Annotated in this window: 25 protein-coding genes; 6 read left to right on the plus strand and 19 right to left on the minus strand. The window is 48.4% G+C overall.

Going from position 1 to position 24,524, the window contains the following annotated elements:
- Positions 1-8 precede the first annotated feature (8 nt).
- From ESP131_RS16165 to ESP131_RS16200, 8 genes are read right to left on the minus strand one after another with little or no spacing between them, the layout of a single operon-like run.
- Positions 9-1,118, minus strand: coding sequence for a glycosyltransferase family 4 protein (locus ESP131_RS16165; protein ID WP_069940976.1), 1,110 nt, complete (start codon positions 1,116-1,118; stop codon positions 9-11).
- On the minus strand, positions 1,106-2,449 hold the full coding sequence (locus ESP131_RS16170; protein WP_069940977.1) for a nucleotide sugar dehydrogenase: 1,344 nt from the start codon (positions 2,447-2,449) through the stop codon (positions 1,106-1,108). Before ESP131_RS16170 ends, ESP131_RS16165 begins: the two co-directional genes overlap by 13 nt.
- A gap of 12 nt (positions 2,450-2,461) precedes the next feature.
- The gene (locus tag ESP131_RS16175) at positions 2,462-3,811 is read right to left on the minus strand and encodes a phenylacetate--CoA ligase family protein (RefSeq protein ID WP_029342630.1); all 1,350 of its coding nucleotides are present in this window, start codon (positions 3,809-3,811) and stop codon (positions 2,462-2,464) included.
- Complete coding sequence (locus ESP131_RS16180; protein ID WP_047392904.1) at positions 3,801-4,835, minus strand: NAD-dependent epimerase; 1,035 nt, start codon at positions 4,833-4,835, stop codon at positions 3,801-3,803. Before ESP131_RS16180 ends, ESP131_RS16175 begins: the two co-directional genes overlap by 11 nt.
- On the minus strand, positions 4,825-6,111 hold the full coding sequence (locus tag ESP131_RS16185; protein ID WP_029342632.1) for a glycosyltransferase family 39 protein: 1,287 nt from the start codon (positions 6,109-6,111) through the stop codon (positions 4,825-4,827). The genes ESP131_RS16180 and ESP131_RS16185 overlap by 11 nt, the downstream gene beginning before the upstream one ends.
- Before the next feature lie 12 nt (positions 6,112-6,123).
- Positions 6,124-7,383, minus strand: a complete 1,260-nt coding sequence (locus ESP131_RS16190; protein ID WP_069940978.1) for an oligosaccharide flippase family protein — start codon at positions 7,381-7,383, stop codon at positions 6,124-6,126.
- A 15-nt stretch (positions 7,384-7,398) separates the two neighbouring features.
- A complete protein-coding gene (locus ESP131_RS16195; protein ID WP_069940979.1) occupies positions 7,399-9,264 on the minus strand; it encodes a polysaccharide biosynthesis protein in 1,866 nt (621 codons plus the stop codon).
- A gap of 21 nt (positions 9,265-9,285) precedes the next feature.
- On the minus strand, positions 9,286-9,921 hold the full coding sequence (locus tag ESP131_RS16200; protein WP_231681773.1) for a YveK family protein: 636 nt from the start codon (positions 9,919-9,921) through the stop codon (positions 9,286-9,288).
- A 338-nt stretch (positions 9,922-10,259) separates the two neighbouring features.
- On the opposite strand from ESP131_RS16200, the gene ESP131_RS16205 reads away from it, so the two are divergent.
- Both ESP131_RS16205 and ESP131_RS16210 read left to right on the plus strand, forming a co-directional pair.
- The gene (locus ESP131_RS16205) at positions 10,260-11,528 is read left to right on the plus strand and encodes an O-antigen ligase family protein (RefSeq protein WP_069940980.1); all 1,269 of its coding nucleotides are present in this window, start codon (positions 10,260-10,262) and stop codon (positions 11,526-11,528) included.
- Positions 11,529-11,556: 28 nt separating this feature from the next.
- Positions 11,557-12,315 (plus strand): homing endonuclease associated repeat-containing protein, encoded by a 759-nt coding sequence (locus ESP131_RS16210; protein ID WP_029342637.1) that lies wholly within the window; start codon positions 11,557-11,559, stop codon positions 12,313-12,315.
- 64 nt (positions 12,316-12,379) lie between these two features.
- On the opposite strand, the gene ESP131_RS16215 is transcribed toward ESP131_RS16210, so the two are convergent.
- The gene (locus ESP131_RS16215; RefSeq protein WP_047392890.1) at positions 12,380-13,375 is read right to left on the minus strand and encodes an ATP-grasp domain-containing protein; all 996 of its coding nucleotides are present in this window, start codon (positions 13,373-13,375) and stop codon (positions 12,380-12,382) included.
- Positions 13,376-13,445: 70 nt separating this feature from the next.
- Positions 13,446-13,916, minus strand: a complete 471-nt coding sequence (locus ESP131_RS16220; RefSeq protein ID WP_029342639.1) for a VanZ family protein — start codon at positions 13,914-13,916, stop codon at positions 13,446-13,448.
- Positions 13,917-14,124: 208 nt separating this feature from the next.
- Between ESP131_RS16220 and ESP131_RS16225 the strand changes: the two genes are divergently transcribed.
- On the plus strand, positions 14,125-14,544 hold the full coding sequence (locus ESP131_RS16225; protein WP_029342640.1) for a helix-turn-helix domain-containing protein: 420 nt from the start codon (positions 14,125-14,127) through the stop codon (positions 14,542-14,544).
- A gap of 37 nt (positions 14,545-14,581) precedes the next feature.
- Here ESP131_RS16225 and ESP131_RS16230 read toward each other — a convergent pair whose 3' ends face one another.
- The 4 genes from ESP131_RS16230 to ESP131_RS16715 all read right to left on the minus strand — a co-directional run bounded on the left by ESP131_RS16230 (position 14,582) and on the right by ESP131_RS16715 (position 17,193).
- Complete coding sequence (locus tag ESP131_RS16230) at positions 14,582-14,893, minus strand: hypothetical protein (protein ID WP_029342641.1); 312 nt, start codon at positions 14,891-14,893, stop codon at positions 14,582-14,584.
- A gap of 141 nt (positions 14,894-15,034) precedes the next feature.
- Positions 15,035-15,772, minus strand: coding sequence for a class I SAM-dependent methyltransferase (locus ESP131_RS16235; RefSeq protein WP_069940981.1), 738 nt, complete (start codon positions 15,770-15,772; stop codon positions 15,035-15,037).
- Entirely contained in the window at positions 15,765-16,970 is a 1,206-nt protein-coding gene (locus ESP131_RS16240) for a hypothetical protein (RefSeq protein WP_069940982.1), read from the minus strand. The genes ESP131_RS16235 and ESP131_RS16240 overlap by 8 nt, the downstream gene beginning before the upstream one ends.
- A gap of 76 nt (positions 16,971-17,046) precedes the next feature.
- Positions 17,047-17,193, minus strand: a complete 147-nt coding sequence (locus ESP131_RS16715; RefSeq protein WP_156323178.1) for a hypothetical protein — start codon at positions 17,191-17,193, stop codon at positions 17,047-17,049.
- Between the two features lie 147 nt (positions 17,194-17,340).
- Between ESP131_RS16715 and ESP131_RS16245 the strand changes: the two genes are divergently transcribed.
- Positions 17,341-18,216 carry a helix-turn-helix domain-containing protein gene (locus ESP131_RS16245; RefSeq protein ID WP_047392878.1) on the plus strand — a complete coding sequence of 292 codons (876 nt, stop codon included), beginning with the start codon at positions 17,341-17,343 and terminating at the stop codon, positions 18,214-18,216.
- Positions 18,217-18,239: 23 nt separating this feature from the next.
- On the opposite strand, the gene ESP131_RS16250 is transcribed toward ESP131_RS16245, so the two are convergent.
- Positions 18,240-18,515, minus strand: coding sequence for a hypothetical protein (locus ESP131_RS16250; protein WP_047392874.1), 276 nt, complete (start codon positions 18,513-18,515; stop codon positions 18,240-18,242).
- A 292-nt stretch (positions 18,516-18,807) separates the two neighbouring features.
- The gene (locus tag ESP131_RS16830; protein WP_023469413.1) at positions 18,808-18,981 is read right to left on the minus strand and encodes a hypothetical protein; all 174 of its coding nucleotides are present in this window, start codon (positions 18,979-18,981) and stop codon (positions 18,808-18,810) included.
- Between the two features lie 79 nt (positions 18,982-19,060).
- Here ESP131_RS16830 and ESP131_RS16255 point away from each other — a divergent pair, with 79 nt between their 5' ends.
- Positions 19,061-19,642, plus strand: a complete 582-nt coding sequence (locus ESP131_RS16255) for an LOG family protein (protein ID WP_047392871.1) — start codon at positions 19,061-19,063, stop codon at positions 19,640-19,642.
- 148 nt (positions 19,643-19,790) lie between these two features.
- Here the strand turns inward: ESP131_RS16255 and ESP131_RS16260 are convergent, their stop codons facing one another.
- From ESP131_RS16260 to ESP131_RS17020, 3 genes are all read right to left on the minus strand, one after another.
- Positions 19,791-20,744: an ABC transporter ATP-binding protein gene (locus ESP131_RS16260; protein WP_052169441.1), complete on the minus strand. Its 954-nt coding sequence runs from the start codon at positions 20,742-20,744 to the stop codon at positions 19,791-19,793.
- A 15-nt stretch (positions 20,745-20,759) separates the two neighbouring features.
- Positions 20,760-21,557 carry an ABC transporter permease gene (locus tag ESP131_RS16265; protein ID WP_231925655.1) on the minus strand — a complete coding sequence of 266 codons (798 nt, stop codon included), beginning with the start codon at positions 21,555-21,557 and terminating at the stop codon, positions 20,760-20,762.
- A gap of 337 nt (positions 21,558-21,894) precedes the next feature.
- The gene (locus tag ESP131_RS17020) at positions 21,895-22,017 is read right to left on the minus strand and encodes a hypothetical protein (RefSeq protein ID WP_255359374.1); all 123 of its coding nucleotides are present in this window, start codon (positions 22,015-22,017) and stop codon (positions 21,895-21,897) included.
- 371 nt (positions 22,018-22,388) lie between these two features.
- Between ESP131_RS17020 and ESP131_RS16270 the strand changes: the two genes are divergently transcribed.
- Entirely contained in the window at positions 22,389-24,497 is a 2,109-nt protein-coding gene (locus tag ESP131_RS16270; RefSeq protein ID WP_047392867.1) for a 5'-nucleotidase C-terminal domain-containing protein, read from the plus strand.
- Positions 24,498-24,524: the final 27 nt, after the last annotated feature.

Here is a 24,524-nt window from a genome sequence, read left to right on the forward strand (position 1 = left end):
TCCTCCTTTTACATAGCTGAAAAGAGATCAAGTTGTCGTTTGATGACGTCGGCTTCGTTGAAATGTTTCATAGCACGGTCAAATCCGTTCCGTCCCATCTCGTTGGCACGGTCTGGATGTTCGACGAGTGTGTTCATTCGTTTGGCGAGTTTCGCAATGTCGCGGACTTCGACGAGATAACCCGTCTTTCCCTCGACGACCTCTTCGCGGCAGCCGCGGATGTTTGTCGCAATGACGGGCTTTGCACTCGCCATCGCTTCGATGATTGATCGTGGTACGCCTTCGCGATGTGATGGTAAGACGAAGGCATCGACTTGTTGGAACAAGGTGGGCACATCTTCGACGAATCCGAGGTAGTCGACGTTTGGAATCTCGCGAATCCGCCGTAAGAATAAGTGTTTCGTCGTTTGATCGCGCTCGCTCGCCATCATCTCACCCGCAATGACGAGGCGAGCTTCCGGGTGACGATAGACGACATCCTCGAATGCATCGAGCAGTTCGAGAATCCCCTTCTCTTCGACGATCCGACCGATGAAGAGGAAAGTAAACGGTGCCCCGGCTTCGCGCGGGCGTGGATAGAAGCGGGTCAAGTCGATCCCATTTCCAAGGTGCATCAGGCGCGTGTTCGCTTTAAAGCGTTTGCGCTGAGCGAGTTGATAATCTTCCTCGCTTTGGAGGAGCAGGTAGTCGGTTGCGAAACGTGCTAGCCACTTTTCGACGGAGTATGTCAGCTGGTACGTCATCCGCCCCATCTTCTCGTGGAAGTAAAAGCCGTGTGCCGTATAGACGATATGCTTCGTTCCGGCCCGTTTCGCGGCAACGCGTCCGAGGGCGGCGGCGACCGGTGTGTGGACATGGACAGCGTCGTAGCCGTCCTCCTTCAAGATTCGCGTGATTTCTCGGATTGTCCGCCAGTTACTCGTCCAGTCGATCCGGCGCTCGATCGGAATGTCATGCATCCGGAATCCTTTGGCTGCGAGTTTTGCCGAGGCACCGGTGTCGGCACAGGCGATACCGACGTCGTGCCCAGCGTTTTGCAAAGCGAGTAAGAGCGGCTGCAACATCGTCTCTGCCGTCGTATCAAGGGCACAGACTTGAAGGATTTTTAGAGGCGCCATACGTGGACCCCCTCTGGCTGTTCTGACCGTGGCAACATCCCTTTGATGTCGACGACGATGCCGCGTCCGACTTTGAGTAGATGTTGTGCTAAATTCCAACCACCTTCGACATATTCTTCGTGTGAGACAGCGAAGATGACGACGTCGGCTGGTTTGAGTTCGCTCATTTCGAGTAAGTCGATGCCGTACTCGCGTTTCGCCTCACTTTTTTCGACGAGTCGGTCCGTCACCTGGACGTCGATTCCGAACTCTTCGATTTCACGGACGAGGTTCGCGACTTTCGAGTTACGGATATCGCTGACGTTCTCCTTGAATGATAAGCCGAGGATCGTGACGCGAGCGCCGAGGACCGGCATATTTTGTTTAATCAAGTTCTTGACGAGCGCCGTTGCGATGAAGCGTCCCATCGTATCGTTGATCCGGCGACCAGCGAGGATGACTTCCGGATGATAGCCGAGCGACTCCGCTTTCATCGTTAGATAGAATGGATCGACGCCGATACAGTGACCACCGACAAGACCTGGACGGAACGGAAGGAAGTTCCATTTCGTTCCGGCTGCTTCGAGGACTTCGAGCGTATCAATGTCCATCCGGTCAAAGATGATTGCTAGTTCGTTCATCAAGGCGATGTTGAGATCACGTTGTGTGTTCTCGATGATTTTTGCCGCTTCCGCGACCTTGATCGATGAAGCACGGTGGACACCAGCTTCGACGACCGCTTCGTAGACTTCTGCGACGATGTCGAGTGTCTGTTCATCCTGAGCAGAGACGATTTTTTTGATTGTCTTGAATGTGTGCTCGTGGTCGCCCGGGTTGATCCGCTCCGGGGAGTAGCCGACGAAGAAGTCGACGCCAGCGCGTAAGCCAGATGCTTCTTCAAGAACCGGGATACAATCTTCTTCCGTCGCCCCTGGGTAGACCGTCGACTCGTAGACGACGATGTCGCCTTTATTGAGCTGGCGACCGACGAGATGGGACGCCCGTAAGAGTGGCGTTAAGTCTGGTTGATTCTGCGCATTGATTGGTGTTGGAACAGCGATGATGATGAAGTCGCTTGCTTGCAGTGCTGCTGGATCCGAGACGTAGTCGACCGTTGCATTCTTCAACGTGAACGGACTCAGTTCGAGTGTTGCGTCGATGCCTTCTTGCAGTTCTTGAACGCGTTGTTCTTTGATGTCAAAGCCGACGACGTCTGTTTTTTCGCCAAAGGCGACGGCGACGGGAAGTCCAACGTATCCGAGTCCGACGACGGCAATCGAACGGTTGGCAATGGGAAGTGCACCGGTTTGGGCTGCTGTCGTATCTACGATGTGTTTGACTGCCTTGTTCATAGTGGATTCCTCCTATTTCATCGACTGTTTGACGATCAACGTTTTTCCGTTTGGTTCCTGTTTGACTTGTTCGACTGGTTCAAGAACAATCTTCATCTCGGAGCCGAGCAACTTGCGCATCTCGTTCAAAAGGATCTGTTCGTGTTTCGGATGGAAACGTTTTGCATCTGGAATATACCGGAGTGTCACATGGTCAATCGTATGCTGCTCGACTTGGAGTCGTAAGACCGAATTCGGCAGTTCACGGGCAATCGTTGTAATGTCCCCTTCAAACACCTTGCCCCGCTTTTCGCTGACGATATAACTCGTTCCTCGTCCATCGATTGAAGCGATGACAGGTCCGTTTAAGCCACAGCTACATGTCTCGTCACTGAGCGTCATCCGGTCACCGATCCGGTAACGAATCAGCGGTGTCCCGCGTGTCGTAAAACACGTGACGACGACTTCACCGTCCTCTCCATACGGTTCGATGATGCCCGTCTCATGATGGAGATGAAGTTTTCGATGACTACATTCTGAGATGATTGGCGCGCCTTCAGAGGAACCGTATTGATCGAAGACCGGTGCGTTGAAGGCTTCCTCGAGAACCGAGCGCATCTCCTCCGTCACCGTTTCCGATGTCGGGAAGATGGCGATCAGTGGGATATCCAGTCGAATGTGATGCTTCAGCATATAGCGGGCGATTTCGACCATCGCTGTCGGTGTGCCGTCAAGTGCCTGTGGCTGGAATCGATTCAGCTCCTCGATATAAGCTGGAAAGTTCTCTTCCTTCATGTGAAAGATTGAGACGAGCAACTGATTGAGTGGCCGGTTCATCCGCCAGAAAATTGGTTTCTTTTGATCGACAGCTGTCAACGTCCGACCGGTGAAGCTCGCCCGCCGCATACCGGCGTGAAAGCCATGACGTTCCTTGAAGTAGTCGAGATGCGCCATCCGTTCCTGGACATCCTCGCGCATGAACGCGACTTGGAGCGACTTTCCGCTCGTTCCGCCCGTCCGCCCTCGGACCGGCGCATCGACGCGGGACATGAACGCATCGTTATTTTGGCGAAGCGTCTCTTTTTCAAGGATTGGGATTTTCTTCAGCTGCTCGAGTGATGTCAACGGTAACTGGATGTCATGTTCGTGAAAGAGTTGCGTGTAGTACGGTGTATGCGTCACGACGAAGGCTAGAAAGGCATTCAGGCGATCGAGTTGTTCCGCTTTATAATCCTGCGTCCGATCCTTCATCCGGAGCTCCTTCATCTTCTGTTCATAGAAGGGACCGTACCGTTCTTGCATCAACTTGCGACCGTATAACGATGTCAGCCAATTTTGGATGAAGATCGGAGAGCGGTAGTAGAATTCCTCTTTAAGCGCCATCTTGGATTTCCTCCTTCAGCAAGTAGTGACTCTCGTACCAATCGATGAATGCGTTGACACCGGCTTCGACCGTCGTCTGTGGTCGATAGCCGATCGTCTCGAACAGTGAGGAAACGTCAGCAAAGCTTTCTGGAACGTCGCCTGGTTGAAGCGGCATCCCCTGTTTAATTGCCGTCTTACCGAGGCGCCGTTCGATCAAGGCAACAAATTCGTTCAGTCGAATCGGGCTGTGACTGCCGATGTTGTAGACGCGGTACGGAACGTTGCTCCGATCCGGTAACGGGTTTGAAGCATCGAACGTCGCGTCGACCTCCGGTTCAGTCTGGAACAGGCGGTAGATGCTTTCGATGATGTCGTCGACGTAAGTGAAGTCCCGTCCCATCTCGCCGTAGTTGTAGAGATCAATCGGTTCGCCTTTTGCGATCGCCTCTGTGAACTTGAACAGTGCCATATCCGGGCGTCCCCACGGACCGTAGACACTGAAGAAACGAAGTCCGGTCGTCTTGATGCCGTAGAGGCTACTGTAGGTGTGTGCCATCAGTTCGTTTGCTTTCTTTGAAGCGGCGTAAAGACTTAGCGGATGATCAACGGCATCCGTCGTCGCGAACGGCATCTTCGTATTCGATCCGTAGACGGAACTGGAGGAAGCGTAAATCAGTTGTTCGACTGGGTGATGCCGACACGCCTCAAGAATCGAGAGAAAGCCGACGATGTTTGACGTCATGTAGACGTCCGGTCGATCGATGCTATACCGTACCCCTGCTTGGGCTGCCAGATGGAGAACGAGATCGATTGATTCCTGTTCGAAGATCCGCGCGACGGCTGCCGTCTCTTCGAGTGAGACCCGGTAAAACGTGTAGTTCGTTCCGAGTTCAGCGAGCCGGGCTTCTTTTAACGTCGGGTCGTAATAGTCGTTCACTTCATCGAGTCCGATGACCCGGTAACCCTCCCGGATGAAACGACGTGCGGCGTGAAATCCAATGAAGCCTGCGATACCTGTAATTAAGATCGTTTTATTCGGCACGGTGTTCGACCTCCTCGAAGTAGTGGCGCGCTTGCCAGCGCATGTAGTGAACGGATGTGTAGACGATGAGTAACATCGGGAACAACTTATACCGGTGTCGGATGGCCGTTCCGACATTGCCGGTTCCTAGACCGAAGATGACGGCGTTAAGCGCAAAGAGAAGGAAAAAGAACAAGAGAACGCTGCCGAATGGATGCTGACGGATCAGTTTAAAGAAACGGACAATCGCAAAACAGGCGATGAAGTAGAAGATGGCGTCAAGGAAGAAAATCAGAATGTTCATGACGCTCGACCATTGCCACGGGAACGGTGAGAACAGGAAGTAAATCATCCGAATCGGTGAGTAGAGAATCATGTCAGCTGGACCTGTGACCGTCAATCCGTTCAGATAAGCGGAGCCGCCACGGTCGTAACTCATCCCGCTGAACAACTGTCCGTTTTCTGAGACGTGGGTGAACTTCGCGAACAAGACGTCCTGGAAGCTGTAGACGATGAAGCCAACGATCAGTACTTGAAAGATCAGTCGCTGCACCTTCGTCGGTTCAAAGTCCATTCGTCGTGTCTCATGGCTATAAAACGAGAAATAGACGAGTAAGACGATGATCCCGACAGCAAGACCGGAGTGGAACATCGTACTAACGAAGTAGCCGAGATACGCGAGCGTCATATACCATCCGGACTTGTCTTCCGTCCAGCGCACCATGTAGTAGAGTGTATAGACGATGCCAAGGGCGACGATCTGGTCACGCAAGAGAATCGGTGAGAGTAACAATCCTTGCGGGAAGAACGCGAAGATCAGTGTTGCTGCGAACACGTATCGTTCCGGTAAGCGTAACCGTTGCAGCGTCTTCGCTAGGATGATGACAGCGACGACACCGAGAATGACGTTCAAGAACTGAGCGAGGATCCGTTCTGGACCGAACATCAGGTAGAAGATTCCGAGAAACTTGGAATAGGTGCCACGAACGACATCATTGAAGGTCGACGGATCAGTGAAGATTTGGACACCTTCGAGATGAAAGGCTTCCGTGTCGTCACCACTGTGTGGCGGTAAACGGAACAGCTCGAGATCGATGAACATCAGGACCAATCGGACGAAGAAAGCGGTGATGAAAACGAGAAAGAGTGGCGTCGTCTCTGCTTGACGAAGCAAGTAATAAAGAAACAACACCGAGTTGATGAGCAGCAAGGCGGTCACGTAGGTGTCCGGGAAGAGCGACCGGGCGAATTGACAAACGAGCGCTTCGATGACGATGAGTAGTAGGATTGGTCGCATCTTCTTCCCTCCTCAGCTGCTTTGTTCGACGACGAGCGTGACGTCCCGTGGATATAAGGACCGATACAGTGCCGGTAACAATAGGACGATCTGAGTGACAGCGCAAAGGGTGTAAGCGATCGTTGCACCGTATAGACCGTACAGCGGAATCAACAAGCTACAGGCAATCAGGTTGACGACGACACTGCCGAAGATCGAGATTGTCTGGATCCGGAACTGCTGGAAGCCGGTCAAGAGTGCCTGAATGACGGTCGAGTTGTAGAAAAAGAGTGAGGCGACCATCATCAAGACGAAAATCAGATGGTATTGAACGAACGATGCGTTGTAGAAAATCGTCAAGCCCCACTTGCCGAAGAAGATCGCTCCGACAATCAACAGGATGCCGACGATGTTCGTCATCAGTAACATCGAGCGGGTCAGCTTGCGCAGTTCCGGTAAACTTTGGCGTTCGCCCGTCTCAGACGAGAAGTTCGGTAGCAAGACGGCGATCAAGGAGTGGATGAACAGACTACCGAGTACGAGTAGATAGGCGATGCTGGCGTAATAACCGAGCTCTTCCGTCCCGATTGCGTGACCGACGAACAACCGCGGAATGTTCGCGTTCAAGGCGATCAGGAGTGCGACGAATCCGAGTGGCATCGCTTTGAGGAACAGCTCCTTGCCTGACCGATATCGTAAGTCGAGCGATTGATTGTCAAAGCCACGACCGACCCGGCGAATCGTCGGTAAGTCGTATGCGAGTAGCATGATCAAGTTCCCAGCAATCAAGGCGAGCACGAATCCGTGAATCGAATGGGTCGTAAAGAGGACGAGTGCTGCGCCTGAGACGTTCAAGAGACTACGGAAGATCTTCGAGACCGCGACTTCCTTGAAGGCAGTGTGTCCTTGCAGGAAACCATAGGCGAGATCGGCGAACGACTCCATGTACTTATTCAGGTAGACGAGTAATGTCAGGAGTAAGATGTCCGCTTCACCGAAGAAATAATAGACACCGAGTAACACGAACACACCTGCCGAGAGGAGTGAAAAACGAGTCTTGATGAAGAGCCAGAAGTTCGTCAGGCCAGCCCGTTCTGCCGTCAGGATCGTACTGGCGTTCAGCCAACAGAACATGACGATCGGTGCGGTGATGGCAAGGGCATAGTTGAAGTAACCGATGTTGAGCGGTGTGCTCCATTTGATCAGGAGCGTCAAAATCATCCATTGATGGAGCGAGTACGCCGTATCGGCAATGAAGATGAGATTGAAGCGGGACAGCCGGGCCGTTTTCATCGTTTCCCCTCCTCTCTATTTGCGAGCGATCCGTATCGTTGGTGCGACCGGGTCGGTATCGGTTTCGTTCGTGACGTCTAACAAATACTGGCGGAGTGCTTCGTCCTGACCGAGCGCTTGGGCGATCTCACGCAAGTACGGGTCGACGGATCCAAAAGGTCGTGTCTTCCCGACGAGGATCTTGTCGAAGACGAGCTCGTCATGGACTTCATCGCGAGCGAGCAATTCCTCGTAGAGTTTCTCACCCTTTCGAATGCCGCTGTAGACGATCGGGATCTGCTCTTCCGTGAAGCCACTCAAGTGAATCAAGTTCTTCGCCAGTGTCGTGATGTGGACTGGTTCACCCATATCAAGGACGAAGACTTCGCCACCTTTCGCGAGGACACTCGCTTGAATGACGAGTCGACTCGCTTCCGGAATTGTCATGAAGTACCGCGTCATCCGGGAATCGGTGATCGTGATCGGTCCGCCTTTGGCGATTTGTTCCTTAAACAGTGGAATGACGGAACCACGGCTCCCGAGGACGTTTCCGAACCGGACGACGGCGAACGTCGTCTCGCTGTTACGTGCCATCTGCTGGATGACCATCTCAGCGATTCGTTTCGTTGCCCCCATCACACTCGTCGGGTTGACGGCCTTATCGGTCGAAATCATGACGAAGCGTTTGACACCAGCTGCTTCCGCCGCTCGAGCGACGTTGCGTGTGCCGTAGATGTTGTTCTTGACGGCTTCACTCGGATTATCCTCCATCAGTGGTACATGCTTATGGGCTGCTGCGTGATAGACGAGATCCGGTTCAAACCGTCGCATGACTTCAAGCATCCGATCACTGTCCTGAACATCGGCGATGACGGATTCGAACTGGATGTCCCGACTGAGACACTCGAGCTCCCGACGAATCAGGTAGATGCTGTTTTCGCCGTGCCCGAGAAGAATGAGCCGTTCGGGACGGAAACGAATCAGTTGCCGACAAATCTCGGAACCAATCGAACCACCGGCACCGGTGACGAGGACGGTCGAGCCATGAACGCTTCGTTCGATTTCCGTAATATCGAGTTCGACCGGTTCCCGACCCAGTAAATCAGCAATCGAGACTTCACGGATCTGTTTGATCGAGACTTTTCCGGATGCCAGTTCGACGAGCATTGGTAACGTATGCGCTTCGACTTGGGTTTGTTTGATCCGGTTCAGCAATTCTATCCGTTGCGGATACGGTAACGATGGAATCGCGAGGACGACTGCTTCAATCTTTTGTTCCTCGATGATGCATTCGAGCTGGTCGATCGCTCCGATGACGGGAACACCGTGAACCCGCATCCCGCGTAGTTCGAGCGAATCGTCAAGTAATCCGACGACGTTTAAGATGTGCGACTTCTTTTGCTTCAGCTCTTTTGTGATCATCTGACCGGAAGCACCGGCACCGATGATCAGCGTTCGTTTGCCGAGCGTCTTATTGTCAGGAACGAGACGAAGGCTACGTCCACGAATCAACAACCGGACGAATAAGAGACCGTTTAGGACGAGTCCTGTTTGCAGGAAGATCGCTCGTTCGACCGCAAAGTCGAACAAGGCGTATTCGAGACCCAGTAAAACGAAGCTGCTAGCGAGGACGACGACGAGTAAGACGGCAAGATCACGAAGGCTCGCGTAACGCCAGATGATTTGATAGAAGCGCATCCAGTGTGCGACGAATGTAAGAGCGACCCACTGGATGAGGGCGATTTCGAGTGCGTCCTGCAACTCGAAGTTGACGGTGAGATGGAGCGGATTAAAGAAGTAGAACGTAACGACAGTCGCGAGTGCGATGATTCCAGCGTCGATTAGGCGAAGGAGTCCGATCTTCAACTGTCGACGATACGGGGTGAGCGGGGAATGCTGCATGACGGTGTCTCCTCTCCTCTCTCATGAATGACTGCGGGGAATCGCTTTCGGATAACTATCAGTGGATTCGCGTGTCGCTTCCTTTTTGCTTAACGAGCGAGAATAGACGATCAGGAGTCCGAGCATCAGACCAAGAACGCCACCGATGCCTGTATTCATTAGAATGTTCGGTGACACGGGTTTCGTTGGAATCCGTGCGCTCGAGAACACTTCCGTCTTACTCGTGTTGATCAGTTGTGGGAGATAATCCTGGAAGACTTCCGTCATCGTATTCGCCTGGATGGCTGCCTGCTCCGCCGAACGATCCGTGACGGATAAGGCGATGACTTGCGAATCGAGATTGCTCGAGACTGTCAGACGATCCGTCAAATCGAATAACCGCTTGTCGGTGACGTTCATCTTTTGGGCGACCTGATCGACGACCTCTGGGCTTCGTAGGATATCTTGATAGGTACTGACGAGTGTCGGCGTAGATGTCGCCTCTGCGTTCGCTTGAGGAACGACAAGAATGTAGGCCGTCGCCTCGTATGTCTTCGGGATGACATACGTGCTAAGCGCATATCCGGCTCCCGCAAAGAGAATCATGAAGAGTGCGAGTAGCCACCAGCCGCGTCGGAGTGTCGTCAAATGATCTCCGAAGGTTTTTCTTTGATGCATCGAGCTCACTGTTGTTCACCTCTTTCTGGTTTGACCGAATGGATGGACATTGGTTATGTCTACACCTTATTTCCAATCGACTCCCAAAACAATTAGAGCTTGGTGGAAATGATTATATTTTTTTCGGTAGCTATCTCGCTTGCGTGACACTAGTTCACCGCATGAATTCATATCACGAAAAAAACGCGATTCACGAAAAAATGATCACGTTTTCCTTAATATTTTTTCATTTATCTGCATGATGTTTTGAAAGATAAGGGTAAATACCAATTTGATGATTAAAAAGTGCTCAAATCGGTAATAAGTCCTATATGAAGGGTGGATAGTCTTTAGAAATCATGTTAAAATCAGCCAATATACCCACATCGTTTGCCTTATCCATCCTAGTCTTTTGGATCATGCTCGATGCTTGGATTCGTCCCTTATCCTTCACGGACGAAGTGTTGCCGAAACAGTGGTCTCTTTGGTTGCTTCCGGTCTACATCGTTCTGTTCAGCGTCTGTTGGCTCATCTTACGACCGTTCTATCGCGCCAACCGAGCGACTGGGCATCAAATTGTAATTATTTTTCTGATTTATCTGACATTTCATATCGTTTTTTTCTTCTTTAACACGAATACGGATCGTATTCTTGCTTCGCTTTACCTCATCTCGACTTGGCTTTTCGTTGGCAGCGTTTCTTCGCTCTCGCGTACATCGATTGACCAATGGCATCGTCTTCTATGTTACTTTCTTTACGGACAAGCCGTCTTTCTCGCTTCCTATGCCCTCATCGTCTCATTTGGTTCAGAGTATGTTCCGGTCGAAAACCTGCAATGGCTTCGAATCGGTCCTTTGTCGTTTCCTCAGTTGTACGTCGGGGAACAAGGTTCATTCCTTCGCCTCGCTGGTCTGATGAACAATCCGAATACGTTTGCAGCGTGGCTTGTTCCAGGAGGACTGTTTGCTTGGTTCTACCTGCTCAGACAGTTCCCGCGTCGGCAAAGCTTTCTGCACGCGGTCCTTCTCTTGCTCATCATCATCGCGTTACTCAGAAGCGGTTCGCAGACAGGAATCTATTCTTTTCTCCTCCTTGCTCTGCTGACAAGTATTCGAATGGTTCCGGGAACGAGACGGCGGTTGCAGGTGACGGCGTGTTACGTAACGGGCAGCTTGATTCTCCTAGCTGTCTTTGCGTTTCAAGGACTGCTTCCCCATTTGCTCAGTCTCAACGGACGATTTACGCTCTGGCAAGCCGGATGGCGCGCTTCCGCTGATTCAATCTGGTTCGGACACGGGATCGGAAGTGCCCCGCGCGGACTGCAAGAGCAACTGAACGAACAAGTTCTTTATACGTTCCACAGCACACCGATCACCTATCTTTATGAATTCGGACTTATCGGTTGTCTGCTGTACGGTGCAGTCTTTCTGTATCTGTTCTATCGACTGTTTCGGATTCAGACAACGGATCTCGCATTTCTCGCACTGTTGCTTGCTAGCTGGCTTGGATTGCTCCAATTCACGGAAAGCATTCTCATCAGACCGAGTGGTTTTTATTTCATTTGGCTCAGTCTTCTCGCTTATACGTCGCTTCGTCGACTTCCACCTCACGACAGTACCCACACCTAGAGCACCTACATGAAAGGGGTATGACATCATGAAGAAATGGACAGAACAACAAGTCATCGATAGCCTGATCGAAGCTAGTATCGAATATCCCGCTCTCGACGCAAAGACGTATGCGCGTTGGTCGATCGGAAAAGACATTCCGTCGATCACGACGATCATCAATGTATTTGGTTCTTGGCGTGAAGCACTCCAAGCAGCCGGTCTCTCATCGATCCGTCCTTACTTTTCAGATGAAGAGATCCTTGCTTTCATCAAGGAAGCATCGACACGCTTACACCCTTTCCATAGCAACAGCTACCGAGAATGGGCAAAGGCGAAACATGGACCCTCCTTGACATTGATCAACTTACGTTTCGGTTCTTGGTCACGTGCACTCGAAGAAGCACAAATCGAGATGACACGCTCCATCTCGATGACGGAAGAACGGATCATCACCGCCTTACTCGAAGCTTCTGATGTCCTTCCCCGTCTGACGACACAGACGTATGCGATTTGGGCACAGGAAAATGGTCATCCGACAGTCGCGACGATTGCCCGTAAATACGGTTCATGGGCAGATGCCCTCGCTTGCCTCGACATCGCACCGCCTCGCCGGAAATGGGTCGAAGAAGATGTCCTTGAAGCACTGCGGCAGGCACAAGAAGAATTACCTTCCCTCAGTATCATTCATTACCGGAAATGGGCAGAAGGTCGCTCGGTTCCGAGTACCTCGACGATCAACGCTCTCTTCGGTAGCTGGACCTCCGCCGTGCAATGCCTCAAGCGTGCACGCGTCTCTCTTTCTTGATTCTGCTCTTCTACCTAAAAGGAGTGACCCGGTATCACTACCGAGTCACTCCTTTTTCGTGCGCTTATGGTTTTTTGATTTGCTCAAGCAAAGCTGCAGGCAACAGCGTCACCGTGTCGTGCTTCAATAGATAGATGTCTTCCGCATATGCCCCGATGCGTCGGGGATTACGTCTTCCCTGCAGATTGTTTCGGATCGCTTTCGGAAAATTAACGCCGCATTCATACGCATGTGGATATCCCCCACCGAATCGCGGATTGATTTCCGATAGATAGAGCGTTCCGTCCACATCGAACAGATCGAAATCAAGCGGTCCGACGAGACCGGTTCCACGTAAGACCTGCTCGACCAGTTCAAAGACATCGTCGCGTTTAACGGAGCGACTCTTATCCGTTTCCCCTGCACGCATGACGAGTTTCTCCTTGATGAAGATATCGGTCACTTCATGCGTCAACCAGTCGACATAGACATCGACACCGAGTTCTTGTCCTCTTAAGTATTCTTGAATCAATAAATCCGGATGGACGGCAAACAGTCCTTCAACGACTTCGAGGGAGGAGACCGCCTGGACATGGAGACTGGCACTCCCATTGCGTGGTTTGACGAAGACCGGGAACTGTACCTCCCCTTGCGCAAGTGCGCTCCGGAATGCTTCGAGCGTCACGTATGTCCGCGCATGCGCAATCCCTTCCGCGACACAATACGTATACATCGCGTACTTGTCGAAACAGAGACGACAGGCATCCATCGGTGAGACGAGGACTGTGACACCGATGGCTTCAAACCGTTCCGTCGCCGCTGCGAGCAATTCCAGTTCAGGATCAATCAATGACAATAGCGCCGTCACCTGTTCGCGCTGACACAACTCCAGCAAATGATCGATATAATCCGGTGCATCGATGCAGGGAACGAGATGATGGCGTTCTGTCATATAAAGACCCGGTGCGAGTGAACTACAATCCGCAGTACTGACGTGACCGTCCGGCATCTCACGGACGAAATACTCGACCAGCTTCGTCCGTCGACCGACGCTCGTCATCAACAAATGGGAAGTCTTCATAGGGCAGTCTCCTTCGTTGAAAATGATGCCTGTTCTTTTCTTGCTGGAAGGAGACACTTCCTGCTTAACGTCATACTTTTTTCCTATAGATGAGTACATAACATCCGATTCCAATCAAAGCACCAGCTCCATCGAGTAAAACATCTTGGATGAGTCCCGTCCGGCCCCCTGTCAAGATTTGATGGAACTCATCAAAGACAGCGACCATGATTGCTAACGAATAGGCGAACAGGACCGCAAGTCCTGGTGTCAGGCGACGGCGTGTTAAATCGATCAATCCGATGCCTAATACGAGAAACGTCGAGACGTGGGCTGCTTTTCGGATGAAAAATTCAATGAAGCCACTTCGTCCGAGTGCTGCAACACTAACTTCTCCATGATAGGAAAAGGAGATGAAACGCAGATGATCGACGAATCCTAACGGGATGTATCGAGATAACCCCGGCTTGATGGATTGTGCCTGATACGGCATCGAACTCGAGATAAAAAGGATCAATAGAACGGTCAGGACGACGTAGCCGGACCACGTGATTTTTTTCATGAAGACACTCCTTTTTTAATATCACTTTAGAATAGCATGGACCTCAAAAAATTGGCGGATTCTTTCTAAAATTCAATTTCTAGTTTAACCCAAATTAATTTTTTAGTTTCCTTGAAAAACGATATTTTACATTTCACAGGTTTCTTTTATAATGAAAGTGGTTAATTAGTACTATACACGATGACCTGCAGAATAGGAGTGGAGTGCCATGAACCGTGCACTAGGTAAAAAAATCATGCAATTGCGCAAACAACACAAGTATACTCAAAAGTTTTTAGCTGAACGATGTGGAGAAACAGCAACGGACATCTCCGCTTACGAACGTGGTCAGCGCATGCCCTCTCCTCAAGTCCTAGAACGATTGGCTCTTGCTTTAGACACGACGGTCATTGATCTCATCGATCCGAAGTATGTACAGCATCCTTCGTTGAATGAATTCATGCAACAAGCGCTTGAACCATCACAACCGCTTGATCTGAAACTCATTCTCGAAGACTTACTCGTTCACCTCAGTCTGTCAAAGGAAATCTATTTTGATGGTCGCCTCGTCTCAGCGAACGTCCGAGATGAGATGGCAACGTCCATTGATCAGGCATTAAAACGAGGGCTTTCCTCCATCGAGGCGTAAAAAGGGATCAAAATCAGCTGATTTTGATCCCTTTTTCTTATTCTGTTTGGACAATATGGTCGATGTACAATTGTCCGTCTTCATATGTCGCTTCTAATAGTTGACGAAAAAACGCATTTTCACTTGTTTTCTCGGATACGAATACACGTGTGTAGCGCTGGTGCGCCTGCTCGAGTACACTGAATTTCAGAGTACGGGCAGATGAAGAGAAGAACAATTGTCGACCGGGATGACCAAAGGCGTCCGTTGCTTTCGATTCTTCTAAGAAGTGAAAAGATTCATCTGGAAACAAGGTCTCAATGAACGATAAACAGCTTTGCTGAAAGGTACTTCCGCTCTGATTTTCCATGATGTGTCCGGCTCCTCTTTCTCATGATGTACTTCGAATCGTGAAAAGGAAACTACTGTATCACATTACCCAGCCTTTAGACCTATTCAAACCAGTATATTACATATATTTTTAATTGTATCGTTATATTATATTGTTTGACTACTGTTTCTCGAACTCCAACACCAGCATCGTGTTTCCTTCATACAGAAATTGTCCCTGATAGTGCGATAGCGTCGCAAATTCAAACAGCGTCTTCGGTTCGTACAAATATTCAATCGCATAACTGACCTTTTCCTCATTCTCCGATTTGAGGTAGGCGTTGAACAATAAACGTTCGCCATCGACTTGATAGCCATAAAATAGCAACGTCTTTTGAAAACGTCGTGTCGCAATCGGATGCGCCATCGATTTTAGATGGTCGACACGATACAAGGATACGAGAAGTCGTCCACTTGGTCGTAACAATTGACGGATGTTTCGGAAGAACAACAGCAGCTCCCCACGCGTATAACGTAAAATCGTCGTTCCCGGTAAGATGATCCGGTCAAAGTACTCAGGACCGACGACGTCCGTCACGTCATGACTCCACCCGTAAATCTTATGCTGATACTTCTCCGCAATCTGTTTCGTCCGTGCAGCTTCCGGTTCGATCAGATAAAGATCATATCCTTCATCCGACAAGAGGTTGAAGAGTGACGGATCAAACGTTCCATGAAACAGGATTCGCTCCCCTTTTCGTAAATAACGCCGATACAGCATCAGCTCATCGACCTCATTTAACTGTTGCGCTTCTTGATACAGTTGACCAAATCGTTCATCTGCCTGAACATGATTCAGCACCTCGACGCGCGAGTAGCTCCCTTTACGCAAGAATGGACCAAATAAGACATCACCCATGATACATCAACTCCTTGTAGTGCTGAATCGCTTCTGCATAATCTGCGCCGAGCCGCTCCGGTAATACGTCGAACTGTTCCTTTTGATCCGCTTCGAGAATCCAGAGGAATGCTTCGTTCGTCTCAAATAGACGCAACGTCGTCCGGTCGAACGCAAAACAACCTTCCTCGTTTTGAATGCCGATTAACGTCAACGGTCCGATCCGTCCGGATGTCCGAGGTAATTCGAGATCAGAGTACGGTGTGATGAAACGACTCGTTCCCTGAAACGTTCCGGTTAGTTGGTACAGCAACGGAAACAGCTCTAGTTCAGTTTGTGATGCAAGCGCGTCAGGTTGAGGTTGCCACTCCCGGAAAGATTCAATATCAACAGATAGGTCTGCACTCAACTGAATCGTCTTCTGTCGATCAGCGTAAATCCCGTCCACAAAGAAGAACAGTCGATGCGAGACGCGTAATCCACTTAACGTCGCATAATCGAGGATCCCCATCGATTGATCATTTTGAATCCGTCCCGTTTGTTGCCAGTCCACTAATCGCTCTGCTAGCGCATCACGCGATAAGACCGTCAACTGCGAATCAAGCGAGGGCGAAAGACAATCGGAAAACGTCAACAGAATCGGTGTCCGGCTCATCAGTTCAATGATCGGTAGATCGTGACGCATCGGGTGATCAAAATAGATGACACTGTTGATCGTCATCGCATGGAAATTGCTTGCCGGAATCTTCTCCAGTAATGAGCTGTCCTCGATGTAGACGTGACGTAACGGTTGCGGATGGTGCGGCACCGATGCTGGGTACACACCTGTCATCAATGAGAGAAGCGCATGATGGACCGCTGGAACGGATGCAGAAGCCGGCATGTCTTCCTGCGGTAAAAAGAGACCATTCAGGAAATCAGGTTGTCCGAACAGGACTTCTCCATTTGGGCGAATCAAGTGGAACTGGACGTGCAACATCTCGTGTTGCAAATACGCGACGAGTCGTAACGTTCGTTCCCCTTCCCCTTGGAGGACGAAGACATAGTGCTCATACTCTTGAAAATCCATATAATCGAGTAAATCATGGAACGTATGTGTGTCGTAATCAAACGCGTCGAGCGAAATACGGTGCGTCTCACAAAACGTCTGCAGATCAATCGATGGTAGAGAACGTTGCAGCCAGCCGTCTTGTTCCGATAAAAGCGATAATCCGATCATGTCCTCTCTCCTTTCTCATCAAATGATTGAAAAAAGGGCTTCATTCCAATAGCCGAATGAAGTCCTTTTGTGTGGATTAAGCCGATTTAACGTTTGCCTTAGGTTTCGTAGCAGTCCGGTCCATTTCCCGATGAGCGAGGGGGGCGACGGAGACGGTAGCAGGATTGAGACACCAAGCGCAAGAAGTCATGTTACGTCGCGTTTCTTTTAAGATGAGTGTCATGGATGTACCCCTTTCTGAATCAAGTGTGATGGTCGTTGAAACATTGATACGAAATCAAGTAAATCAGTAGTATCTCGTCTGGTTCGCTTCTATAATAGAAGTTGGTACCCTATACCAGTTCAATCTCCACGAAAGGACGAGGAGCCGATGGATCAATTCATGTCACCGCAAATCGGCTTAGCATTACGCCGATTGCGGAAGAAACACAATCTGACCCAAAAAGATTTAGCAAACGGAATTTGCAGTCAAGCAGAGATCAGTAAGATTGAGAGTGGCACACATTCACCGACAGTCGAATTGCTGTATGCTTTATCAAAGCGATTACAAGTTCCATTATCAGCGTTCTTAGACCCTACAAATCAACAAACGAATTTACGAACGATTGACGAAGAATTACTTTATAAATTTAGAAATCAGGACTTTGAAGGCATTTATAAACAAAGTAAAGTCGCACTATCTAATGCTAATACTTCATTTGAACATTCATTATTGTATAAATATTACTTCTTCATTTGCTCGTATCGTCTAGGAAAAATCGATTACCGTACATGTATAGTAGAACTTCAAAATCTATCTAATGAATACTCCACTTCATTTTATTCACCAAATATGCTAATTCGAATTAAATCTGCGATTGCGAATCTATATTCTGAAAATAGAAGTTTTCAATATAGTATCAATGTTTATGAAGAAATATTAAATCTCAACTTTGACAATGATGATTTAATCGTCGATCGAATTAGAATTTCGTATAATTTTTCAAAGATTCTTTTAGAATTCCAAAAACATAATCGAGCACTTACTATAATTGATGAAGCAATTGAAACAAGCTTAAAATTTAAAGATATGTCGTTACTCGGACAATTATACTCTCAAAGAGCTGCTTGTTTAGATAAATTAGGTGCTCCATCACAAGAAATCATTAGAACTTTTGATAAATCATATTTTTTGTTTGAATTATTAGGAATGAAAGAGTATCAAAAAATTATCACAACGATGAAAGAAGAATATCTAGCCAAATAGCTGTATCAATGTATGAATTTCAATTAAGCTCGTTTTACTGCGTACTCAAGTGGAATTCCATCAATAGCCACATCTGTTTTTTGTGAATATTCTAAAGGCAATCCTTTAATCGCTACATCGAAAGCTGGAGCATACTCAAGTGGTAATCCTTTGATCGCTAGGTCTGTTTTTTCTGAATACTCGAGTGGCAATCCTTTAATCGCTACATTAGTTTCAAGCTGACTAGCAACGCCAGCACCAACAGTAACAGATAATGATAAAGCTGCAATCGCTAAACCTAATTTCTTTTTCAAGTTCATTTAAATTACCTCCTATTATTTTTCGTATGGCTTCGTAACAACATCATATAACCTTAGACCCCCTCTGAATATTCGAATACGAATAATTATGGTATTTTACACATTATTTTCACTTTCTATTACTTTTGACTCGAGTCATATGTCCTGATTCCTGTGTTTTTCTTACAAATCATCCATCAATATGTCGAACTTGTGTATGAAAATAGATTTTTTTGAATATTCCATCATAATGAAATTCCGTAACAGACATAAAGAGAGCCCGTCCAACTCCTACGAGTCAAACGAGCTCTCTTTATTTTGAGGATTGTCGTAACGCAATGACGTAAAAGATACCGAGGACGACAATCACACCTAGTAGTATTGAACTAATTGTCGTTCGAGTCGACGTATCCGGCATCCATATCCCAAGCCCTAAATTGATTGCTGCGATAATTAGGACGAGCCAAACAATCGTACGTGGTCGCATATCGATCTCCTTTCTGGTCTACTCTGCCGTCCGATCACCGAATATGCTATGGTGAAGATAACGAAGGAGGTTCTGTTTCATGAATAGACTTGCTGTATTTTGTGGTTCCAAAGATGGTGCTAGCCCAGTCTTTCGCGAGACAGCGGGTAAGCTTGGTCAAGCGCTCGCTACGCACGGCATCGGACTCGTATACGGTGGTTCCCGTGTTGGAACGATGGGGGCTGTCGCGGACGCTACGCTTGCTGCTCAAGGTCAGGCAATCGGTGTCTTGCCTCATTTTCTACAAGAAAAGGAACTTGCCCACCCCGGACTGACTGAATTACATCTCGTTCACTCGATGCACGAGCGAAAAGCGAAGATGTCAGAACTCGCTGACGGCTTCATCATTCTCCCTGGTGGTCCCGGTACGATGGAGGAGTTTTTTGAAGTCTTCACGTGGGCGCAACTCGGTCTACACGAAAAACCGTGTGGTGTACTCAATATCGAAGGATACTATGATCCCTTGATCGCCCTATTTGACACGATGGAACGTCAAGGATTCCTGATTCCGGAACACCGTGCGATGCTGATCGTCGAGTCAGATCCTGATCGTCTTCTTGAACGCTTCGCGACGTATGAAGCTCCACACGTCAAAACCTATATGGATCGCTCACAAACCTGATGCAAACGGAGTCCTCGACTCCTTTTTTTGTATGGATGCTCAGCTCTTCCGATTTTACTTCTCTCTCGTTACTCATTTTCTCTACACTGACGTAAGAATCCTACTTTACAGCATAAAAAAACCAGATGCGCATGCACCTGGCTTAACGTTAAAAGAAATTCAAGATTGCATCACTGAGATTCGTCAAAGACGGCGTCTCATCGATGACCATCAAACTCCCGGCTGCAAGGACGAGTAACCCAAGACCTGATAAAATCCACCCTGGATGTTTGACTGTATCCTCTGAGTCCGTGTTTTCTTTACCCGATCGCGCATTTGCTGCTTGTTCTTTCAAGCGATCGCGTCGATATTGATGCTGTTCCTCTTTCGACCACTTCTTATACTCTGCGAGGAACTTCTTATACTCCGGTAAGACATCCTTCGTCGTTCCGTCGAGACGTACTTGACCGTACTCGAGCCAGACGACCCGCTCACAGAAGCTCTTGATTTGCGAGAGCGAGTGACTGACGAAGATGATGGTCTTCCCTTCATCCTTGAATTCGTTCATCTTATCGATACAACGGTTATAAAAGGTTTGGTCCCCGACCGATAACGCTTCATCGACGATCAGGATGTCGGCGTCGACATTAACTGCGATCGCGAAGCCGAGACGCGACTTCATCCCACTTGAGTACTTCTTGATCGGCTGATCGATGAAGTCACCGATATCCGCGAAATCGATGATGCCAGGCATCCGGCGCTCGATTTCCGCATCGTCCATCCCGAGCATGAGACACTTCAAGCGAATGTTCTCCCGTCCTGTCAGGACGTTCTTCAACCCTTGCGAGACAGCGATGATCGCAACTTCACCATTGATCGCGACGTCTCCTTCGTTTGCATAGATGATACCTGAGATCAAGTTCGATAACGTCGATTTACCGGATCCATTGATACCGACGAGTCCGACGACTTCACCTGAGCCGATTTCGAGCGAGACATCCCGTAGTGCAGTGAATGTTTTAACGCTCTTGCTTTGATTCTTGAACAAGAGCTTGAATTTTTCTTTCGTAGTCGTGACCATGTCGAAGCGTTTCGTGACATGGTCGAGTTTAATCATAGACATGGCGATTTCCTTCCCTTAAACGAGCTCTGTGAATGATTTACGGAACTTGATGTGCAAGAATGTTCCCGCTGTGAACAAGAGGAGCGTCACACTCCAGAAGTACAGACCGGTCGGCCACTCTTGCCAGACCCAATGTCCTCCGAGCAAGCTTGCTCGGTATCCCTCGACGAGATAAAAGACAGGATTCAAACGGAGGATACCATGTAAAGCATCTGGGAACCGTTCGATGTTCCAAAGGATCGGTGTCATATAGAAGAGCATCCGCATCATCGATTGTAAGAAGAGCTGGATGTCCTTAACGAGTGTGATAAGTGTTGAAAAACAAAGTGAGAACGCATAGACGAAAATGTACGTCGCGATCATATAATACGGCAACTGAAGTAGTTTCCATGTAATCGGGATGCCATTTGCAATGATGACGATGAAGACGATCAAGAGCATCGCAAAATGTTGATACATGCGTGATAAGATGACATACGACGGAATCGCACTCATCGGGAAACGCATCTTCGTCACCATCGCGAGACGACTATTGATCGAGTTCGATCCACGGAGCAAGGCGTCATTGATGAAGAACCAGACGACGATCCCGCAAAGAAGCCAGACGATGAACGGAATATCTCCGTCGACGTTCTTGTTTCCACGTAGACCGACACCGAAGACGAACCAATAGATAAAGATTTGGAGACCCGGATTGAGGAGCTCCCATAAAAGGCCAAGGCGTTGCTCTGCATGCGCTGATTTGATTTCATATCGCGCCAACCGGCGAATCAGTGGGAAGTTCTCCACCTGTTCCCGGATGATACTTCTCATTTCTTTCAGCATAAGTGTAAGTTCCTTCCGATTCATGATACATGTATTTTATTTTTATATTCGTTGATTCCACTCAAAAAAAGACAGATGCCGTCCGCGATTGCTCAAACGAACGCTCTCTCCGCATGAACGGGTCCTTGCCCGGTCGATTCCGACTCGCCTCCTTTGTCCACTCATTCGTGCATGGCAGAAGCAATACTTCCTATATACACTTAATCAATTCTAGCTATCGTGAAAAAGCGTGTCAATGTATTGGACGAACCGACACCAAACTGTAGTTTTTCAGGCACGACAAAAACCGGCGGGTCCACCACCGGTCATCTCCTAGTTTGTTTCCTTACGCATGATTAAAATGTGGAAACTCAATCGTCGTCGGTGGTGATGCGAGCCCCCATACGAGGAGGACGGTAATCACACAAATAATGCCGACGAGGACACCGCCTCGAATCGTATCATTCATCTATCGTTGCCTCTTTTCATCCGAACTGTCTATATACTGACATCATACAATATTTAGCAATTCAGGACCACTAAAAAATCGACATTTAATGGTAATGTTTAACGATTGGTAATATTCTTTCGTTTCATTTTTATTTAAGGCAAGATATAATGAAAGCGTTATCATTTACTTATGAAGACGAACGTTCGGATTCTCAAGCTTACGAGCAAACGACTCCCGTGGGTTGTCTTGTCGTCGGACCTAAGAATTTACGTTATTTACAAAAGGTTCATCCCACGAAGCTTTCCGAACCCTTTATAGTAGAAGAAGAGGTCAACGATCGCATCGCGACCTTGCATTCATACCCCACTCTTGAAGGAGGATTTTTACGTATGTACAAATCAAAACCGCTTTACGCGGCAGCTGTTGCTGTCGCCCTGACGACATCGGCAATCGTGCCAGTTGCTCAAACGACAGTTTCGGCTGCAACACATGTCAAAGTCAAAACGGTCAAACTCAAGTCACTCGTCTTCACGAAAGGTGCTCCGGTCAAACTCCCTGCTACATATAAAGGCGAGAAGATCACGTGGAAGTCTTACGACCGCCATGCGTTCAACCGTTACCAAACGGTCAAAGGCACATACGGTAAGAAAAAGAATCCAATCGAAATCAAGATCTACATTCAGAACTACGCCGTGAAGTTCGTCGAGAAGGTTGCGGATCAGACGATCTACGTCGATCAAAAACCAGAATTGCCGAAAACATTAGCTGTTCTCTATGCGACAGGTCGCATCTATGACAAGCCAGTCCGCTGGTCGAAAGTTGATACGAGCGAAGCGGGTGTGAAATATGCGGTCGCAAGTTATACACGTCTTGGTAAGACGATTACATTAAAAGCAAAAATCACGGTGCTCGACGTCAATACGGATGACTTCTCGATCGGTTTAATGCATACAAACGATACGCATGCGAACCTCGATGATGCACCAAAGAGAGCAACGGTCATTAAACAATTAAGATCGTCTTATCGAGCAGAAGGTATTCCTTCTCTACTTCTTGATGCTGGCGACGTCTTCTCTGGATCCCTCTACTTCAATAAGTTCCTCGGTCAAGCCGATCTTGAACTGATGAACTACATGAAATATGACATGATGACGTTCGGTAATCACGAGTTTGATCTTGGCGATACAGATAACAACATTGCTTTGAAAAACTTCGTCACGAAAGCGAAATTCCCGTTCATCACGGCGAACGTCGACTTCAGTAAAAACGAACTCTTCAATGGTCTGCAAAAGAAAACAATTACAGCAGGACCAGAGCGCGGGAAAATCTATCAAGGGATCATCAAGGAATATAAAGGACAAAAAATCGGTTTCTTCGGTTTGACGACAGAAGAAACAGCGGATATCGCAAGTCCAGGAACAGTTGCTTTCGCAAACTATATCGCTAGCGCTAAAGCAGCTGTCAAAAAACTTGAAGATCGCGGTGTAAATAAGATTGTTGCGTTGACACACATAGGTTTTGACGATAACGAAGCTGTTGATAATGATAAGTTATTAGCTAAAAATGTTGAGGGTATTGACGTTATTATCGGTGGTCACTCTCATACCCAATTAGACTCTCCAGTCATTTTTGATAGTGAAAACACGCCAGGAAAGAAAGATACAACATTAGTCGCGCAGGCATTTCAGTATGGCAAATTCCTAGGTAACTTAAACTTAACGTTTGATTATAAAGGACAACTCACAGATTACAAAGGATCATTAATTGAAGTCGGAAAAGCAGAAGCAGATGTTGAAGCTGCTAAAATCCTTAAACCGTATGCCGATCAAATCGCTGAGTTGAAAAATGAAGAAGTTGGCGCAAATATCGTCAATGCCTTACCAAACCCTCGTGTCAAAGGTGAGAACTTGATCAGCGTCCGTAATAGCGAAACAGCGCTTGGTAACTTGATCACAGACGGTATGCTTAAAAAAGCGAAGGAATATAATCCAGAGACAGTCATCGCAATGCAAAACGGTGGAGGTATCCGTGAAGCAATTGATGCCGGTCCACTGACAGTCGGTGAGGTCTTGACGACGCTACCGTTCGGTAACACACTCGCAACAGTCAAATTGACTGGTACAGAGATCAAAGAATTGCTTGAAATCAGCGTTGGTGTTGCACCTGTTGAAAACGGTGGTTTCCTCCACGTCTCTGGTATGAAGTTCGAATACGATAGCACAAAAGCTAAAGGCGAACGCGTCACGAAGATGGAAGTGAACAATAACGGCACATTCGAAGTCATCGATCCAGCGAAGACATATGTCATCGCAACGAATGCCTTCACAGCTAAAGGTGGCGATGGTCTCACACCATTCGAGACGGCTTACAAAGCTGGTCGCGTCACGGACCTCGGTCTCTCTGACTGGGAAAACCTACGTGATTTCACGAAATCACTCGGTCAAGTCGACTACAAGATTGAAGGTCGCATCGTCGATACATCAAAACTTCCAAACTAATACGAACAAAAAACAACCGCAGGTCTT

The sequence above is a fragment of the Exiguobacterium sp. U13-1 genome (genome assembly GCF_001750115.1).
GTDB classification, from domain to species: Bacteria; Bacillota; Bacilli; order Exiguobacteriales; family Exiguobacteriaceae; genus Exiguobacterium_A; species Exiguobacterium_A acetylicum.